The following is a 17,190-nucleotide window of genomic DNA, read 5'->3' as shown; positions in this document are numbered from 1 at the left end:
CGTTTTGATCAACTGGGGCTGATCTCGTTAGTGGATCAGTATCGTCGTCTCATGAGTACAATATGAACCGCCGTATACGGAACCGTATGTACGGTGGTGTGGGAGGACGGCGGAAGTGATTCCGCCTCCTACCCGATCTTAGTTATTTAACTGTGCGCTGGTTTTTTCGAGCAGCGCCTGCAGTAGTTCTCGGGTGAAGGGCTTAGGAAGCCAGTCGTCAAAGCCGGCATCACCGGCTTCTTTGCGGGCATCGGTGGTGACATCGGCCGACGCGGCAACTATCATTGGTGTCACGTTCTGCAAATTTTCGCGAATGGCTTTCGCGGCGCTTAGGCCGTCCATAACCGGCATGTGAATATCCAATAGAATTAAATCAAAACTATTGCCGTTGGCGGCATCTACCGCGAGCTGGCCGTTGGCAACAATAACGACGTGTTTATAACCTAGCTGTTTAAGCATCGCATCCACTACCATTTGGTTGGGGATGGAATCTTCGGCAATCAAAATTCGCAGCGCGGAGTCGCCGCGATCGGTTTGCGGTATAGACGGTCGAATCGATTGTTTGTCTAGCGCTTGAAGTTTACGCAGCAGTCGATTTGGTGTTAACACCGCGTTGTTTTGGGGTGAGCTTAGACTCAGAATATTGCCGTCTGCAGAGACTAGGCTGAGGCTGCTACGAGCGCCTTCGGCGTACTCGGCTTCATATTGATAAGCCATGCAGTGTGCCAGCGACTGGCTTACTCGTTGACTGCGCTCATCAAGGTTTATTCCTCGCAACGTGTTTTTGCTCAGCGGCGATGCAAATGTCATCGTGTTAAGGGGTAGCCGACAGTGAAAAGTTGTGCCTTTGCCGACGGTACTGGTAATGTTTATCTCGCCACCCATCGCCGTGCAAATTTGCTGGCAAATTGCCAAGCCAAGACCGGTGCCGCCGTAGCGGCGAGTTGTTGAGGTGTCGGCCTGAATGAAGGCGTTAAACAAGCTGGAAATTCGATCTTCGGGGATACCGATACCAGTATCAATAATATCGAGACGTAATCTACCGTGCTCGTTATTTATTGCCTGCCAATCGAGGGCAATGGTGATGCCGCCTTGGGCGGTAAACTTCACGGCATTGCCGAGAAGGTTGATTAGCAGCTGCCGCATGCGGTGGGGATCGCCAACGGTGATTTGCGGGACGCTGGGTGTGCAGTGCATCGTTAGCGTGAGGTTCTTCTCCTCAACCCGCGCCGCAATAATATCGACGGCTTCCTCACATACCTCGCCGAAGTTAAATTCGATATTCTCGAGTTGAATTTCATCAGAATCTAATTTAGATAAATCGAGTACATCGTTTACTAAGGCCAACAAGGCCTTGCCGCCATTGCACAGGGTGTCTAAATACCCGCGTTGCTCTGGCGTGAGATCGGTTTCCTGAAGTACTGAGCCCATACCGAGAATAGCGTTGAGCGGGGTGCGGATCTCGTGGGACATATTTGCCACAAAGCGGGTGCGTGATTTAGATAGCTCTTCGGCGTCGGCCATAGACTGTAAAATGGCTTGGGTTTGCTGCCAACGTTCGTCGACGTCGAAGAGTGCGCCAGTAAGGTGCTGAGTGCGTCCGCCCTTGGAGTGGCCGTTGCTCGACAGCAGCAGTTCAACTCGGCGCCAGTTTTGGTGGCGGTCGCATAAGCGCAGCTCTTGACGGCTTGGCGGTAGCCCGGCACAAATATTGTCCCGCGCTTGCGTCAGTAATGGAATGTCTTCGGGGTGAATAAAATCGTGAAGCGTTTGTGGTGTATCACTATTAAATATTTTGCCCGTTAGCGCTTGCCACGCAGGGTTGGCAAAGTGAATTTGTAGTCTGGTGTCGCAGTAAAAGATTGGTTCGCTGACAGTGTTTAAAATATTGCGATAGTGTTGTTCGCTGTCACGCAAGGCTTGTTCAGCTTGTTTGCGTTCGGTGATTTCCCGCTCTATGGCAATAAAATTGACGAGTTCACCGTGTTCGTTGAGCACCGGGGAGCAGTCGATGGCCAGCCAATATGGTGTGCCATTTTTGTTGAAGTTAACGATTTCTACGTTAAATCCCTTGCCTTGGGCTAGGCCGTTACGCATTTGCTCAATGGCTCTGTGGTCCGTTTGCGGGCCTTGTAAAAAAGATCCCGGTGATCTGCCCCGCACCTCTTGTAGGCTGTAGCCGGTAATGAGGGTGAAGCTTTCATTAACCCACTCGATACGTCCTTTGGCATCAGAAATAACCACTAAGTTGTCGGTGCGGCTCGCGACCAGGGCGAGCTTTCTGGCTTGCTCTTTGCTCTCTTCTAAAGCGCCCATGGCCAGGTGGAGTTCAGTGACGTCGTAAAGTGAGCCGTACCACGTATTGCCGCTGCGTCGAGCGCGCATACTAAAGGTCTTAATGTCACCAAAGCGACTGGCGATACGCAATTCGCTGATCAGTGGTTCGCTGTCAGTGAGATTACTATTTAATTGCTTGATGGCGTTGCCGTCGTCGACAAATTCGACTAAGCGACGACCAAGGCATTCATTAACTGGCCAGCCAGTTTTGCGGGTCCAGGCGGAGTTTAGTAGGGTTAATTTGCCGCTGTTGTCACAGCGGAAAACAACCTCTTCCAGTAAGTCTGTTAGGGTTTGGAATTCTTGATGTTTGGCTGCGAGCTCTTCAACCATGCGGTGTTGGAGCAAAAGCTCACGCTCGCTGTCGGTGGCGCTCATTTACTGCCCTCTGATTTTATTTTATGCCACCTTCAGTGTAGATGAACTGCAGACGCTGCCATAGAGCGGGAACACATTTTCGCAGTAGAAATCCTGCTCAAAAATCGTTCGGCTTGAGGTGCAGTCCGATAGAATCGTTACTTTAAAGCCGAGGTCGGCGGCGTGGCGGCCGGTCGAGTCGATGCATATCGATGTTACCGTGCCCGCAAGTACCAGGCGCTCAATGTCTTTTTCGCGTAAAAGAGCTTCTAAATGGGTGTTAGAAAAGGCGTTTAAGCCGCGTTTACCGGGTATTTCGGTGATAATGTCTTTATAGGCATCGAGTTCAGGTATCGTTTTGGAACCGAATTGGCCAGCCTTAAAGGCGCCAACGTCTTTTATCGTGCGAAGTATGCCAACGGGATCGTCTAATTCGCTATAACCGTCGGTAAACAGAATGGGTGTCGATATAATCAGGTCAAATTGCTCCGCTGAGGCATCGAGCAGCGTAAGGGTATTTTGCAACACCCCGCTAACTCGCGAGGACTCTTCTATTACCGAGTGCAAAATACCTTCTTTGGCGAAGTAATCGTTTTGAAAGCCGATAAGCAGTAATGCGGTGCGTGTTGGCGTTTTCATGGCTGGCTCCCTTGGGTTAATACTGAATGCCTTGATCGTGATGTTTTGTAAGTTGCATATGTAGAAGCAACTTGCATTCCAAGGGTGTTTTTATTTTTAAGTTATTGATTTTTATTGTTTTAATGATTTTTTATGTTTCTTGTTACGTGCGCGGTTTGCCGTTTTTGCAATTTGCTTCTTAAATTGCCTTGCTTAGTGAGAAGATTTGGAAAATTGCCCGTTTGCGGCGGCGAGGAGATGACGCCTGCGGCTGAATCCTTTATTGTACGCCCTTTTATATTTGTGAGAGCACAGAGCAATGGATACCTTCGCTGAAATACGGCCCTACCACGACGACGAAGTGGCGCCGGTATTGGCGAAACTATTGGTGGATCCGGAAATGCTCAATATCATTGCCAGCTTGCGGATGCCGCGCTTAAGTAAGGCGTTGCCATGGCTAGTTCGACCATTGTTGCGCTGGTATTTGGCGCGTGAGATGAAGGGCATTGCCAATGTTGCCGATTTTCAGTGGATCGTCAAAGGCTATATGGATGCCATGATTGAAGGCAGTACCACGAGTTTCCAAGTTTCTGGTCTGGAGCATCTCGATTCAGACCAAGCCTATTTATATATTAGCAATCACCGCGACATTGCCTTAGACCCAGCCTTTGTTAACTACGCGCTATATCATCATGAGCGCGACACCGTGCGTATCGCGATTGGTGACAATTTACTCTCCAAACCCTTTGCCGCTGATTTAATGCGGCTGAACAAAAGCTTTATTGTGCGTCGCTCTGCTCGCGGCCCCCGGCAGATGTTGGCCGCTTTTCGCCAATTGGCGAGTTATATACGCTTTTCGCTGTTAAACGAGCGCAGCTCAATTTGGATTGCCCAGCGCGAAGGCCGCGCTAAAGATGGTAATGACGCGACCGAGGCCGCAGTGATTAAAATGATTGGCATGGCGCAGAATAAGCCTGAGGAGCGTTTTTCTGACTACATTAATACGCTGAATATCGTGCCGGTCTCGATCTCTTATGAGTGGGATCCGCTGGATGCGGCCAAGGCCCAAGAATTGGTGCATATTGCCCGTGACGGCGGCTATCAAAAAGCTGAACATGAGGATTTAAAGAGCATTGCGGCCGGTATTGTGGGCGACAAAGGTAATGTTCATGTTGCCTTCGGCGCGCCATTAAAAGGCGAGTTTAGTGATGCCGCTGAGGTCGCGGCAGCATTGGATGAAATTATTATTGATCAGTATCGCCTGCATCCGAGCAATATTATCGCGTATCAGCGGGTTTATAACGATGACAATTGGATGAGCTTAGCGCGCGTGCCAAAGCTCACCCAAGCCGATCATGTTGCCTTTGAAAAGCGCTTCAGCCACATGCCGGTCGAGTATCGCGAAAAAGCCATGGAAATTTACGCCAATCCTGTCAAAAACCAATTGCGTAGCGCAGATCTGCGGATTGTTGTCGAGGCCGTATAGGTGCTCACGGACGAGCTGAAAAAGACCATTCAGGAAGCGTATCGGCAGTTTTTGGATGTAAAAAATCTCAAAGCCCGCTACGGGCAGCGTCTAATGATTGCCCATATCGCCCGAACCTTGGGTGGTATTAAACGTAATCAGGAACACCAGCGCGGCGGTGGCGACCATCTCTGTGTAATCGAGGCGGGCACGGGTACCGGAAAAACCTTGGCCTACGCCCTTGCGGCGGTGCCCATAGCCAAGGCCTGCGATAAAACCTTGGTGATCTCCACGGCCACCGTCGCTCTGCAAGAGCAAATTATCTACCGCGACCTCCCAGATGTGCTGACCAATAGCGGTCTGCACTTCTCAATTAGTCTGTCTAAGGGGCGCCGCCGCTATATTTGTTTGTCTAAGCTAGATCAGCTGCTGTCCGGCGCGGACGCCAAAGTGCTACCCCTGTATATTGACGAGCACATGGCTGCGCCAGATGCTGAGAGTTTGTCGCTGTATACTGATTTTGCCAAACAGATGGCCACTGGTAAGTGGGCGGGTGATCGCGATGACTGGCAGACCGTTATCGCCGACGATAAGTGGGCGCGGGTCACCACTGACCACGCCCAGTGCACTGGGCGGCGCTGTAGCCATGTCAAGCAATGCAGCTTCTTTAAGGCCCGTGAGTCCTTGACCCAGGCCGACGTCATTGTTGCCAATCACGATTTGGTGCTCGCCGATCTGGCGCTGGGCGGTGGCGCAATACTGCCGCCGCCGGAAGAGTGTATTTACGTCTTTGACGAGGCGCATCACCTGCCCGACAAAGTGATTAATCACTTTAGCGCTAACTTCCGGTTGGCGGCCACCGAACGGTGGGTGGAGCAAATAGAGCGGGCACTAAGCGCCATGATTGCGCTGCCGGCCATGGACAATAGTATTCGCAGTGAACTTGAAAGCTTATTGAGCCAATTGATTGCGGTGCGGCGGGGGCTTATTCCGTTGCGGCCCGTCTTGGAAGGCTTGCTCGACGGTGCGCAGGAGCGCCAAGGCATAAAAAGTGTGCGCTTTGCTGACGGCATAGTGCCCGCGGTATTGGCGGAACACGCCAAAAGCTTGTTGGCGGGTTTTAGTGAGGTTATTAAGCAGGCCGAGAAGGTCATCGATAGCCTGCAAGACGGCATGGACAATAATGAGCTGAGCGGGAACCACGAGGCCAATGAGCAGTGGCTAACCACGGTGTCGATGGCGCGTTTTCGGGCGGAATCCGCCGCTGCGCTGTGGCGATCTTACGCCAGCGATGCAACGAAGGAGAAGCCACCCAATGCCCGCTGGCTGGCGCTAGTAGAAACCGGACAGGGGCTATTTGATGTTGAGTTGAACGCCAGTCCAATACTTGCGGCTAATGCGCTTAAATCGGCATTGTGGTCGCGCTGCTACGGCGCGGTACTGACGTCCGCCACGCTGACTGCGCTAGGCAGTTTCGATCGCTTTAGTATGCGCGCGGGTTTGGACGTAGACGCGAGCTTTGACGTCGTGCCCAGTCCTTTCCGTCACGCGGAAGCCGCGGAGTTGTATATTCCTGCCATGGATTGCGATGCCGGTAATGCCGAAGCGCATACCGCCGCCATTATCGAGATGCTGCCGACCTTATTAGATGCGGGTGCGGGTAGCTTGGTGTTGTTCTCCTCCCGCAAGCAATTGCGCGCGGTGCGAGAAGGCTTGTCGGTTGGCTGGCAGGCTCGCATTCTGGCGCAGGACGATTTACCCAAACACGAAATTCTCAGTCGCCATCGCGAGCGCTTGGATGACGGCAAAGGCAGCGTGATTTTTGGTCTGGCCAGCTTTGCCGAGGGTGTCGATTTGCCCGGCAAATACTGCAGCCATGTGGTGATTGCGAAAATTCCGTTTGCCGTACCAGAAGACCCGGTTGAAGAAGCCTTGGCCGAGTGGGTCAGCCGCAACAAAGGTAACCCCTTTATGGATATCACCGTGCCAGACGCGGCGGTGCGTTTGATTCAGGCCAGTGGTCGACTGCTGCGCAATGAGGCCGACACGGGGCGTATTACCATTCTTGACCGACGAATGGTGAGTCGCCATTATGGCCGCAAAATGCTGGCGTCTATGCCGCCTTATCGTCAAATTATCGAGTAGGCGCGATGAGCCATTATCACCACGTTGCGGAAGTGTTAATTGATATTGAAGCTGAGATGCGTCAAATCGGCTGTTGGGATGCGATAGCGCCTGCGTCGCAGGCATTGCGCAGCGAACAGCCGTTTGCGGTGGATACCCTGAGTTTTACCCAATGGCTGCAGTTCATCTTTATTCCCAAGATCCACTTTCTTGTGGCAGAGCAGCAGGCGCTGCCCAATGCATGCGGGATTACGCCAATGGCGCAGGAATATTTTCGCGGTCAACAGCTGCCGGTGGGCGGGCTGCTGAGCGCGTTGGTGCGGATGGACGAGCTGCTTGGTGGCAATCGTTAGCTGTTGCTCTCTTCTGCGGCCATTACCATGCGGACGAGGTGGGCCAATGAGCGCACGCCCATTTTCTCCATCACACGGGCACGGTGGATTTCTACCGTGCGCTGACTGATGTCGAGGTCATAGGCGATGACTTTATTCGCCTTGCCTTCAATCATCAGCTCCATGACTTGAGTTTCACGTGGGGTTAAATCAGCCAATTTGGCGCGAATTTTGTGTTTCTCTTCTAAGTCGGCGCGATTTTCAATGTCGGCGGTAATAGCCTGCTGAATCTTGCCGAGCAGTTCTTCTTCGCGATAGGGCTTTTGCACAAAATCGACGGCGCCGCGCTGCATGGCATCAACAGCCATGGGGACATCGCCGTGACCGGTGACAAAAATAATGGGCAAAATGGAGTTGCGGGCATTGAGTTGACGCTGTAACTCCATACCGTTCATGCCTGGCATGCGAATATCCAATACCATGCAGCCAGCCATATCTACGCTGTAATCTTCTAAAAAGGCATCGGCCCGTGAATAGCTGGCGACCTTGTGGCCGACCGATTCCAAGACCATTTGGAGTGAATCTCTTACCGCGTCGTCGTCTTCAACGAGGTATACCGTGGCTTCTGCTGTCATGATTCCGTCCTGGCGGTTACCGTTTTATCGTATGCTTAGGCTATCATGAAACCCTAAGCTATTGCTGTGCTTAATTAATGTATTCACGTTTTAGGTGAATGGTACTGGCGATAAGTGTTAAGACTGGATAAGCTTTCGTCTCAATAAATCGCAAGAAACACTTGCGCTGGTTATACAACAACAACAAGGGTTGCGCATGCGTACTAAGCGCAGTTTAGTACAGATATATCTCATAAGCCTAGTCGCTTTGTCAGCGATTCCCTTGGCGATCCTTGGCTATATCTGGATCGCCAAGGAATACGAGCGCTATACCCAGCAGAGCGAGGCGTGGCGTGACAGTTATATCGAGTCGCGCCGCGAACTTTTGCGCCGTGAAGTCGATAAGGCGATGGAGTACCTGGAGTTTAAACGTACCCAGCTTAACCGGCAGCTGTACAACGATCTGCGCCAGCAGGTTGCGGTAGGTTTGTCGTTAATCGAAACCACTCGTAAAGAGTTCGTCGGCGAGAGCCGCGCGGCGCAAATTAGCCGATTGCGGGCAACAATGAGTTCCTTGAGCTTTCTCGATAACAAAGGCTTTTTCTTTCTGTTTGATGGCGCGGGTAAGTCAATTTTGGCGCCGAAGTACCCCCAAGGCAGTCAGCGAATATCAGATCGTGATGCCCTTAATGCGTTTTCTAGTCAGATTACGGATTCGATTAAAGACAAAAATTACGACTTTATAGAATACCGCTTTACTGACAGCAACAATCGCGCAACAGAGCGCAATTTTAGCTTTGTTTACTACTACAAACCTCTTGACCTCTATATGGGGGCCAGCGTTTATCTACGCGATGAAGTGAGTCGCTTGAAACGCGAAGTCGTTGAGCGAATTGCGGCGGTGCCCATCGATCCAGACAACTCTATTATGTTTGTGGTCGACAACGACGGGCGGCAGTTGGTCAATGCTTACGACCCTGCCAGTGTCGGAGCACTAATGCCGAATATTGTGCAAAAGAGCACACAGGTCAGTGGCGCTGACAGCAGTCTATTCACCGAGCTGAGTTGGCTTGACCAAAATGGCGAGAATAAGCCGGTAATCTCCTATATTCGCCACTTTGAGCCCTGGGGCTGGACTTTGGGCTCAGGGGTGTTCTTAGATGAACTGAATATTAAGCTCGGGCAAGAGCATGCCGCGTTGCAGCTGCGCGTAAAAGAGCATATTCGATTTATTGTGATAATTGCGTTTGCCCTAATGGTGTTCTCAACCTTGACGGCACGCTGGTTGGCGCGTCGAAGTAAATCAGGTTTTACTATTTTTCAGCAGTTTTTTGCCGATGCGAGTAAGCGCTCAACCGCGATTGATGTTAAGCGCTTGCCCTTTGCTGAGTTTCAAAAATTAGCTGAAGAAGCTAATTTCATGGTGGAAAAGCGCACTCAGACCGAGCGGGCGTTAAAACTGAGCGAGCGACGTTTTCAACTCGCCCTCGACGCCGCACATAACCACCTTTGGGATTTAGATTTGCAGACCGGGTTGGTTACTGTGGGTGAGAGTTTTTTCCGCATGCTGGGTTACGACGTGCCCGCTAAGCCTTATCCCGTTGCTGCGTTTCAAAATATTGCCCATGACGACGATATGCAAATTATTGCCTCGGCGGTGGACAGCTGGCTGGGCTTGGCAACGGGGAATAGCGTTGAATTTCGGGTTAAAGATCGGTCGGGCTGCGATCACTGGATATACAGCCGTGGTGATGTAGTAGAACACGATGCCCACGATAAGCCGATCCGCGCGATGGGAATTATGACCGATGTCACTGATCGCAAGCGCATAGAGCAAGAGCTGGTGAATGCGCGTATTGCGGCAGAAGACGCCCTGCACGCCAAGAGCCAATTTTTGTCGAGTGTCAGCCATGAATTGCGCACCCCCTTAAATGGCGTTTTGGGCTATGCCCAGTTGTTGCAGCGGGACGCCGGTGTGCCCAGTGGCAGTCAAGAATATTTGCGGGCTATTGAAAGTTGCGGCAAGCATCTGCTGACCTTAATTAACGATGTATTGGATTTGGCGAAAATTGAAAGCGGTAATATTGATATTGTTTACCGCGCCAATGACTTGAGCGAAATTGTGTCCAGCGTCAGTGATATTGTCGGCCATCGCGCCAAATCAAAGGGTTTGGACTTTGTCGTAAATGTCGCGGCCGACGTCCCTCACACCGTGCAAGCCGACGAAGTGAAGTTGCGTCAGGTACTGGTTAATTTACTTGATAACGCCGTTAAATTTACGCCTAAAGGCCGCGTTGAACTCAAGCTCGATGTTGATCTGGGTCGTCACGTATTACTCTTCAGTGTGCAGGATAGTGGCATGGGGATTCCCGGCGAGAAACTGCGGGACGTCTTTGAGCCTTTCCGGCAAGTAAATCCGCAAGACGGCAAAGGCACGGGCTTGGGCTTGGCCATTTGTCGTCGCCTAGTTGAGGCAATGGGCGGTAATTTAAATCTGAGTAGCGAGTTCGGCAAGGGCAGCTGTTTCTATTTTGAGATCCCCTTACTGGATGTCTCTAAAGTCAGTGAACCAGGTGAGAAAATTGAGCTGACGGCGGAACCGGAATTAGACGTATTGGCAAAAGTGACCAATAACCCCGTAATCATTGTCGCCGATGATGTTGCAATTAATCGCCATGTTTTACTGGGCATGCTCGAAGATGTTAGCGATGACATCCGCGAGGCCGCTAATGGTCTTGAGGTTATCGCGCTTTTAAAAGAGCGCACCGCGCAATTGGTGTTGATGGATCTGCGCATGCCTGAAATGGATGGCATGGAGGCGACTAGGGTTATTAAACAGGAACTTAAGATGACGGGGGTGTCGATCATCATGGCCTCGGCTACAACCGACGAAGACATGATGGCCGAGGCTGTTGAAGTGGGGTGCGACGGGTTTTTACCCAAGCCCATTGGCATTGATGATCTATTAAAAGTCGTTGCGAGTACCTGCGGAGACGAGGCCCTTGCCAGCGCCGCGGAAGTGATCGTGCCGGATGTGGAGGCGCCACGCTCGCGCGTGGTATTGCCCCCATATTGCGATTTGCAGGAGTTGCTAATGGCGGTAGATCTCGGCGACGTGACAGGAAGTCGTGAGTTGCTGGGGCAGTTGCGCCGTGGTCGGCCAGAGTGCCTTGGTTTTGTTGAAGAAGCAGAAGAGCTCTTAAGTGAGTTTGATTTTGAGAATTTGGCGCGCCTACTTCGCCAAGCATCGGGTGAGGTAAGTTTGAATGGCGCATGAGCTGGGTAGCGAGCAGGTTTTGCTGGTCGATGATAATCCGACTAATTTGCAGGTTTTATTTAAAACCTTAGAAGGTAGCGGTTACCGATTGTTGGCGGCACGAGACGGTGAATCGGCACTGTATACCGCAAAGCGTGCGCACCCAGCCTTGATCTTGTTAGATGTAATGATGCCCGGCATGGACGGTTTTGAAGTCTGTGAGCGGCTTAAAGCCGACCCCGACACGGCAGACATTGCCATTATCTTTTTGTCGGCGGTCACCGATAGTCAATCCAAGGTTCATGGGCTGGCCATTGGCGGTGTAGATTATATCGCAAAGCCTTTCCAGACCGACGAAGTCTTAGCGCGGGTGCGCACTCACGTTAAAATACAGCGTTTAGAGCGCGCGCTCGCCCGCCGCAACAGTGAGCTTGAAGACGAAAATCAACGTATTTTGAATGCGGTTGAGGAAGGTATTTTCGGTTTAGATGTGCAGGGTAGAGTAACGTCGATGAATGCACGAGCCGCGGTGTTAACCGGCTGCGCAGTTACAGATACCGTCGGTGAGTTGTTTGCCCAGCTAAAACTCTTCCCGAATGATAACGGGTTAAATCAAGCGCTAACTTTGCTGTGTGAAGGAGGGGTTAGTCTGCGTAAAGAGAGTGCCAAATTAACTGCGCGTAACGGTGATGTTGTTCATGTTGCGCTCAGTGCGTCGCCGCGCAAGGAAGGCGGTGCTGTGTTAGTGTTGCGCGACATTAGCGAATGGTTGGCTAGTCAAGCGGCGCTGGATTCAGCGCGAGGCGAATTAGACAGTCAGCGCCAGCACCTCGCCCATATTGAGCGCCTGAGTACTGGCGGTGAGATGGCGGCGGGTATCGCTCACGAAGTGAATCAGCCGTTGACCGCAGTGACAAACTACGCGCGCGTGGCCCAGCGGCTATTGGCGGATATTCCCGAAAACAAACGGCAAAAAATGCACGATGTTCTAGGCAAGATCGCGATTCAGGCCGAGCGCGCCGCGGCGGTTATCCAGCGGATGCGCAGCTATGTTAAAAAGCCGACCGGTGAGCGTGAAGTACTGGAATTAAACAGCATTCTGGAAGATGTGCTGGCACTGGCAGAGGTCGATTCTCGCGTGAACGCGATACCGGTGGTTTTACACGGCGGGGAGAATTTGCCAGATATCCAGGTCGATGAAGTGCAGGTGCAGCAGGTCGCATTGAACTTGATTCGCAATGCCATGGAGTCCACCGCCAATGCCGGCAATGACAGCCCGGTTGAAGTGCGAACCTACGCTAAGGGGGTAATGGTGTGCTTCAGTGTGGGCGATCACGGGGCGGGCTTGGCGCCTGAAATCGAAGCGCAGCTGTTTAGTCCTTTTGTGAGTTCCAAAGAGGGCGGCATGGGGATTGGTCTTTCTGTTTGCCAGTCGATTATGCAGGCCCATGGCGGCGGTATTCGTCACGAACATAATCCCGGTGGCGGCGCGATATTCCATTGTGAATTTCCCGCTCACCTGTGATGCAATCTCCTTTATGAGTCGAGGAAAATGAGCGCTTCGCTTAAGGATTTATTGCGCGGAAATACCGAAGAAAGGACGCAGCGCAGCGTTTGCATCGGGGGGCAGCGCCTCAATGTTACTCTAATTCGCAGCCGGCGCCGTCGTCGTAAATTAAGTTTGCAGCTTGATGTTGAGGGTGGCTTGGTCGTGCGCGCCCCCTTTGCGGCGCGGCGCGAGGAAATCGACGGGCTGATCTTTCGCAATAGTGACTGGATTGTTCAGCGTCGACGAGAGTTGCAAGAGCAGCCCCGCCATATTGGCTTTCGTTTTATTGACGGCGAAGCCCATTTATTTTTAGGGCGCAGCTATGTTTTGCGCACTGGCGCAGAATTGGCGCCCAGCAGTCAGAAAGTCGCCATTGTTGACGGCGAACTGCTAGTTCAAATCAGTTCGCCCGATGCCATTAGCCGCTTATTGCAAAAATGGTATTGCCAACAGGCACAGCAGCATTTTCAGCAACGGCTGGCTATTTTTTCGGCTCAATTACCTTGGGTAAATACAGTGCCAGCATTGCGTTTGCGACGAATGCGCTCGCGCTGGGGTAGCTGCTCTAGCAGTGGTCGTCTGTGTTTAAATATCCATCTGATAAAAGCCAGCGAGCGCTGTATTGACTATGTAATAGTTCATGAACTCTGTCACTTGCAGGAGTTTAATCACAGTCCACGGTTTTATGCCTTAATGGACGCCGCAATGCCTGAGTGGCGTGAGTGTAAAGCCGAACTAGAAGCCTACGGCGGAGTGATTATTCGGGAGTGATTGTGGCTATTGCAATAGTAAACAAATTTAGGTGATGGTCCATGCGGTAATTAGGGGGCATTGATAATTGGTATGCACTAGCGTTGCTCAAATTTGTTGGAATTCGCTAATAAGGCAGAAATAAATGTACCAAAATCGAGATATCATCGCGCGGCTGCGCGAGCGTATTCCGTCGTTTGAATGTGTGTTGGGTTGTCATGATTGCTGCGGTCCGGTAACGACGTCTTCTGAAGAAATGTCGCGGCTGCCGGTAAAAACCGATGCTGAACACGAAACGGCCCTAAGTGAGTTGAGCTGTGTACACCTCGGGCCTAAGGGCTGCACGGTGTACGGCGAACGGCCTTTGATTTGTCGTTTGTTTGGTACTACCCCGCGTATGCCCTGCCCAAATGATCGGCGCCCAGTCGAGATGGTCGATCCTGAGGTTGAGCGGCAGGTTCATCACTACATCGCTAATACCAGGCAAGTTTTGGTGTAGTTGATCATTAGTTTTTTGATCTTCCTTGAATAGGTATAGGTTTGTCAGCGTGGATCAATAATGGCCGCACTGATTTGTGAGGGACGCTAATTTAATTTTCTGATAAAGCGATCTGTGGCGTCCACCAAGGCGGTAATCATATTGGCTTCTTCTATGAGGTGGCCGGTGTCGGCAAGCTGAATGAGTTCGCTGTTGGCAATGCCGGCGGCAAGGGCGCGGGAGGCGGCGGGCAAACAGGTTTTGTCTAATTCGCCATGAATAATCGTTACCGGCACATTGGGTAGCTGGTGAAGATTGTCGAGTATTTGGTTTTCGGCAATAAAATAGCGGTGCTGGGCGTAGTGGGCTTCTATTTTAACCTTGCTAACGAGGGCAGGATCGACCTGCCGTTGGGCCTCGTTTGTAATGGTGTTGTTATTTGAATGTTTGTTAGTACGCTGGCCTAAATTGTAGGTAGCGACTTTGCCAGACCAGGCCGACCAAATAGCGGCGTATTTTAACTGGGTATCGTTGTCGCCGTGATGGAGGCGCTGGTAATAGGCGGCGACCAGATCGTGTCTTTCGTCTTGCGGGATGTCTTTTATAAATGCCTGCCACGCTTCCGGGAATTCCTCACTCGCGCCGTGCTGGGCAAACCAAAATAAGTCCTGCTCTCTGGCCAAAAAACTGCCACGCAGAATCATACCGCTCACCCGCTGAGGATGAGCCTGGGCATATAGCAGCCCCAAACTCGCGCCCCAAGAACCACCAAATACCAACCAGCGCGCTATATTAAGATGTTCCCGAATGTGTTCTATATCGGCGACAAGGTGCTGGCGGAGGCTGGATATAAGGTCGTTGGCATTTGAGAACGCGTCGCTAATAGTGCGCTTACCTTGACGCTTGGCGGCGCTGAATACAAGCCGTGATTGGCTCGCTACGTGAAGACTTATTGCGTGGCTGGTGAGGCGTAATTAGCGGTTGCCACAAATAGGAAGAGGCTGCTGCCAATTACGGCGTCGACGCTGTCTTGGTAGTCGGTGAGCGCCCAGCGGCGGGCAATTTGAATTACTGCCCCCACTAAGCCCGCGTAAATAATGTCTTGGTTGGGTGTGTGCGCGATATCGGCCAGTCCGAGCGAGCTGGCGAGTGAGCGGATCAATACCGCAAAGTCTTCCATTACCTCATAGTAAAGCCTGTCGATGGTGTCGCTAACACCGAGAATCTCAAACAATAATAGCCGAGCAACCGCCGGGTTTTGATGCAGTGTGTCAAAAAAAGCGTGTAGTCCGGCGTGGGCAAAGGCTTCGCTATTGCGCTCGGCGCGGGTAAACGCAGCCAGCATATTGGCTTTTAAATAGTCTGTTTGCGCCTGATAGATTTCGGCCAGCAGCGCTTCTTTATTCGCAAATGACTCGTAAAAATAGCGTTCAGTTAATCCGGCTGCGGCGCAAATGCTGCGCACGCTGCAGGCTTGGTAGCCGACATCACCAATAACACTGAGGCCAGCGTCCAAGAGTTGTTGGCAGCGCTCGGCGCGCCGTTGGTCGCCGCTGGCGCCGCGATACCGGCGAGGTTTGGTAGGGGAGTTGGTCATTTTTTGATTTTGACATGAGGTGCTGTTAGATGTAAAGTGACACGAAGTCATGTCAAATTTGTCGGCGCGCCAGCGGACAATGCGAGAGAGTGAATAAAACGTGGACTACGATTTTGATTATCTAGTAATCGGCACCGGCTTTGGCGGTTCTACGGCGGCCCATCGCCTGACCCAAAAAGGCTATAGCGTGGGCATGATGGAAATGGGCCGACGCTGGAGCGCCGAAACTTATCCGCGTTCTAACTGGCATTTTCATCGCTGGTTGTGGCGACCCATGCTGGGTATGAAGGGCTTTTTCAATTTGCGCTGGTTTAAGCACGTACTGGTTTTGCACGGCAATGCCGTGGGCGGCGGTTCGATTACCTATGCCAATACCTTGCTGGTACCCAAGCAAGAAATTTGGCAGCAGGGCAGTTGGGCGGGCTTAAAAGACTGGCAAGCTGAGATGCCGGCCCATTACGCCAGTGCGCAGAAAATGCTCGGCGTGACCGAAAATCGTATTCTTGGTCCTGCGGACCATTTATTAAAAGAAGCCGCAGATGATTGGGGCTGTGGTGAAAGTTTTTACAAAACCCAGGTGGGTGTTTTTTTTGGTGATGAGGGTGCGGCACCGGGCAAGGTATACCCTGATCCCTATTTTAATGGTGAAGGCCCTGAGCGTAATAGCTGTATTGCCTGTGGCGGCTGCATGGTTGGTTGTCGACACAACGCCAAGAATAGCCTAGATAAAAACTATCTGTATTTTGCCGAAAAGCAGGGCGCGCAGGTTTTTGCCGAAACCAAAGTGATTAATGTTGTGCCGCTAAATGGTAAGGTCGACGGCGCAGACGGTTATGAAATTACCACGGTATCGAGCACGTCTTTGCTGCGCCGCCATAAGCGGCGCTGGCGGGCTAAGTCGCTGGTGTTTGCGGCGTCGTCACTTGGTACCCAAGACCTGTTGTTTAAACTTCGGGATAAGGGCTCGCTGCCGAATATTTCCCCGGAACTTGGCCGTAGAGTCAGAACCAATGCCGAATCATTAATTGGCGTGCGCCTGCCCGGCGAGCAAAATATGGATGAGGGTATTGCGATTGGCTCGGGTATTTACCTCGACGACAAAACCCATATTGAAGCCACCCGCTACCCCCGTGGCTCCGATGCCATGGGCTTGTTGGTCACTGCCATGACCCGTGGCAAGCCAAACTGGCGCCGGGTGTTTGTGTGGTTGTACACCATGCTGAAATTGCTATTTAAGGCGCCTAAACAAGCTGTCGCCTCACTGATCCCCTTTGGTTTGGCGCGGCAGACGGTCATATTTCTGTGTATGCAAACCCTCGACGGTCATATTGATATGCAGTATCGCCGAGCCTGGTATTGGCCGTGGCGCAAGCGCATGGTCAGTGTTGGCGAACCGATTCCCGCGCATATTCCTGAAGCGAGTGAATTTGCACTGCGCACTGCCCGCCGCCTTGGCGGCATGGCTGGCAGCTTGGTTAGCGAGGTCTTGTTCAATATTCCTGCTACCGCGCATTGTATGGGTGGTGTCGGAATGGGTAAAAGTCGTGAAGAAGGTGTGATCGACAGCCAAAACCGGGTTTTCGGCTACCGCAATATGTTGGTGTGCGATGGGTCGATGCTGTCATCGAATCTTGGCGTGAATCCCTCGCTCACCATTACGGCGCTAACTGAGCATGCAATGAGCTTTATTCCGCAAAAAGCCTAGGTTGTTGA

General features: G+C 51.9%; 13 protein-coding genes. 8 read left to right on the top strand and 5 right to left on the bottom strand.

The window, feature by feature from the left end:
• Positions 1 to 138: 138 nt before the first annotated feature.
• Together ABYP33_RS03195 and ABYP33_RS03190 are read right to left on the bottom strand one after the other, a co-directional pair.
• Positions 139 to 2,715 (bottom strand): ATP-binding protein, encoded by a 2,577-nt coding sequence (locus tag ABYP33_RS03195; RefSeq protein WP_373088327.1) that lies wholly within the window; start codon positions 2,713 to 2,715, stop codon positions 139 to 141.
• Positions 2,716 to 2,736: 21 nt separating this feature from the next.
• Positions 2,737 to 3,333: a cysteine hydrolase family protein gene (locus ABYP33_RS03190; RefSeq protein ID WP_373088325.1), complete on the bottom strand. Its 597-nt coding sequence runs from the start codon at positions 3,331 to 3,333 to the stop codon at positions 2,737 to 2,739.
• A 298-nt stretch (positions 3,334 to 3,631) separates the two neighbouring features.
• On the opposite strand from ABYP33_RS03190, the gene ABYP33_RS03185 reads away from it, so the two are divergent.
• Genes ABYP33_RS03185 through ABYP33_RS03175 form a run of 3 tightly spaced genes read left to right on the top strand, consistent with a single transcriptional unit; the run spans position 3,632 to position 7,254 of the window.
• Positions 3,632 to 4,798: a 1-acyl-sn-glycerol-3-phosphate acyltransferase gene (locus tag ABYP33_RS03185; protein WP_373088323.1), complete on the top strand. Its 1,167-nt coding sequence runs from the start codon at positions 3,632 to 3,634 to the stop codon at positions 4,796 to 4,798.
• The gene (dinG, locus tag ABYP33_RS03180) at positions 4,799 to 6,922 is read left to right on the top strand and encodes an ATP-dependent DNA helicase DinG (RefSeq protein WP_373088321.1); all 2,124 of its coding nucleotides are present in this window, start codon (positions 4,799 to 4,801) and stop codon (positions 6,920 to 6,922) included. It abuts the gene before it with no gap.
• A gap of 5 nt (positions 6,923 to 6,927) precedes the next feature.
• On the top strand, positions 6,928 to 7,254 hold the full coding sequence (locus ABYP33_RS03175) for a YqcC family protein (protein ID WP_373088319.1): 327 nt from the start codon (positions 6,928 to 6,930) through the stop codon (positions 7,252 to 7,254).
• On the opposite strand, the gene ABYP33_RS03170 is transcribed toward ABYP33_RS03175, so the two are convergent.
• Entirely contained in the window at positions 7,251 to 7,868 is a 618-nt protein-coding gene (locus ABYP33_RS03170) for a response regulator transcription factor (RefSeq protein ID WP_184461163.1), read from the bottom strand. The genes ABYP33_RS03175 and ABYP33_RS03170 overlap by 4 nt on opposite strands.
• 196 nt (positions 7,869 to 8,064) lie before the next feature.
• Here ABYP33_RS03170 and ABYP33_RS03165 point away from each other — a divergent pair, with 196 nt between their 5' ends.
• The 4 genes from ABYP33_RS03165 to ABYP33_RS03150 all read left to right on the top strand — a co-directional run bounded on the left by ABYP33_RS03165 (position 8,065) and on the right by ABYP33_RS03150 (position 13,901).
• A complete protein-coding gene (locus tag ABYP33_RS03165; protein ID WP_373088317.1) occupies positions 8,065 to 11,124 on the top strand; it encodes a cache domain-containing protein in 3,060 nt (1,019 codons plus the stop codon).
• Entirely contained in the window at positions 11,114 to 12,628 is a 1,515-nt protein-coding gene (locus ABYP33_RS03160; protein ID WP_373088315.1) for a response regulator, read from the top strand. The genes ABYP33_RS03165 and ABYP33_RS03160 overlap by 11 nt, the downstream gene beginning before the upstream one ends.
• Before the next feature lie 27 nt (positions 12,629 to 12,655).
• On the top strand, positions 12,656 to 13,423 hold the full coding sequence (locus ABYP33_RS03155) for a M48 family metallopeptidase (RefSeq protein ID WP_373088313.1): 768 nt from the start codon (positions 12,656 to 12,658) through the stop codon (positions 13,421 to 13,423).
• Positions 13,424 to 13,547: 124 nt separating this feature from the next.
• A complete protein-coding gene (locus ABYP33_RS03150; RefSeq protein ID WP_373088311.1) occupies positions 13,548 to 13,901 on the top strand; it encodes a YkgJ family cysteine cluster protein in 354 nt (117 codons plus the stop codon).
• Positions 13,902 to 13,987: 86 nt separating this feature from the next.
• Here the strand turns inward: ABYP33_RS03150 and ABYP33_RS03145 are convergent, their stop codons facing one another.
• Together ABYP33_RS03145 and ABYP33_RS03140 are read right to left on the bottom strand one after the other, a co-directional pair.
• Complete coding sequence (locus ABYP33_RS03145) at positions 13,988 to 14,698, bottom strand: alpha/beta fold hydrolase (RefSeq protein ID WP_373088329.1); 711 nt, start codon at positions 14,696 to 14,698, stop codon at positions 13,988 to 13,990.
• Positions 14,699 to 14,829: 131 nt separating this feature from the next.
• Positions 14,830 to 15,477 carry a TetR/AcrR family transcriptional regulator gene (locus tag ABYP33_RS03140; RefSeq protein WP_008252114.1) on the bottom strand — a complete coding sequence of 216 codons (648 nt, stop codon included), beginning with the start codon at positions 15,475 to 15,477 and terminating at the stop codon, positions 14,830 to 14,832.
• Positions 15,478 to 15,577: 100 nt separating this feature from the next.
• Between ABYP33_RS03140 and ABYP33_RS03135 the strand changes: the two genes are divergently transcribed.
• A complete protein-coding gene (locus ABYP33_RS03135; RefSeq protein WP_373088309.1) occupies positions 15,578 to 17,182 on the top strand; it encodes a GMC oxidoreductase in 1,605 nt (534 codons plus the stop codon).
• Positions 17,183 to 17,190: the final 8 nt, after the last annotated feature.

The organism is Zhongshania sp. (assembly GCF_041584495.1).
Lineage (GTDB): Bacteria > Pseudomonadota > Gammaproteobacteria > Pseudomonadales > Spongiibacteraceae > Spongiibacter.
The sequence above is the reverse complement of the archived record's forward strand: the minus strand, read 5'-3'. Positions and strand labels throughout refer to the sequence as shown.

Coding starts and splice junctions, on each gene's coding strand:
- ABYP33_RS03175 (WP_373088319.1), top strand. CDS start 6,928: ATGAGCCATTATCACCACGTTGCGGAAGTGTTAATTGATATTGAAGCT.
- ABYP33_RS03150 (WP_373088311.1), top strand. CDS start 13,548: ATGTACCAAAATCGAGATATCATCGCGCGGCTGCGCGAGCGTATTCCG.
- ABYP33_RS03195 (WP_373088327.1), bottom strand. CDS start 2,715: ATGAGCGCCACCGACAGCGAGCGTGAGCTTTTGCTCCAACACCGCATG.
- ABYP33_RS03165 (WP_373088317.1), top strand. CDS start 8,065: ATGCGTACTAAGCGCAGTTTAGTACAGATATATCTCATAAGCCTAGTC.
- ABYP33_RS03160 (WP_373088315.1), top strand. CDS start 11,114: ATGGCGCATGAGCTGGGTAGCGAGCAGGTTTTGCTGGTCGATGATAAT.
- ABYP33_RS03185 (WP_373088323.1), top strand. CDS start 3,632: ATGGATACCTTCGCTGAAATACGGCCCTACCACGACGACGAAGTGGCG.
- ABYP33_RS03170 (WP_184461163.1), bottom strand. CDS start 7,868: ATGACAGCAGAAGCCACGGTATACCTCGTTGAAGACGACGACGCGGTA.
- ABYP33_RS03190 (WP_373088325.1), bottom strand. CDS start 3,333: ATGAAAACGCCAACACGCACCGCATTACTGCTTATCGGCTTTCAAAAC.
- ABYP33_RS03140 (WP_008252114.1), bottom strand. CDS start 15,477: ATGACCAACTCCCCTACCAAACCTCGCCGGTATCGCGGCGCCAGCGGC.
- ABYP33_RS03155 (WP_373088313.1), top strand. CDS start 12,656: ATGAGCGCTTCGCTTAAGGATTTATTGCGCGGAAATACCGAAGAAAGG.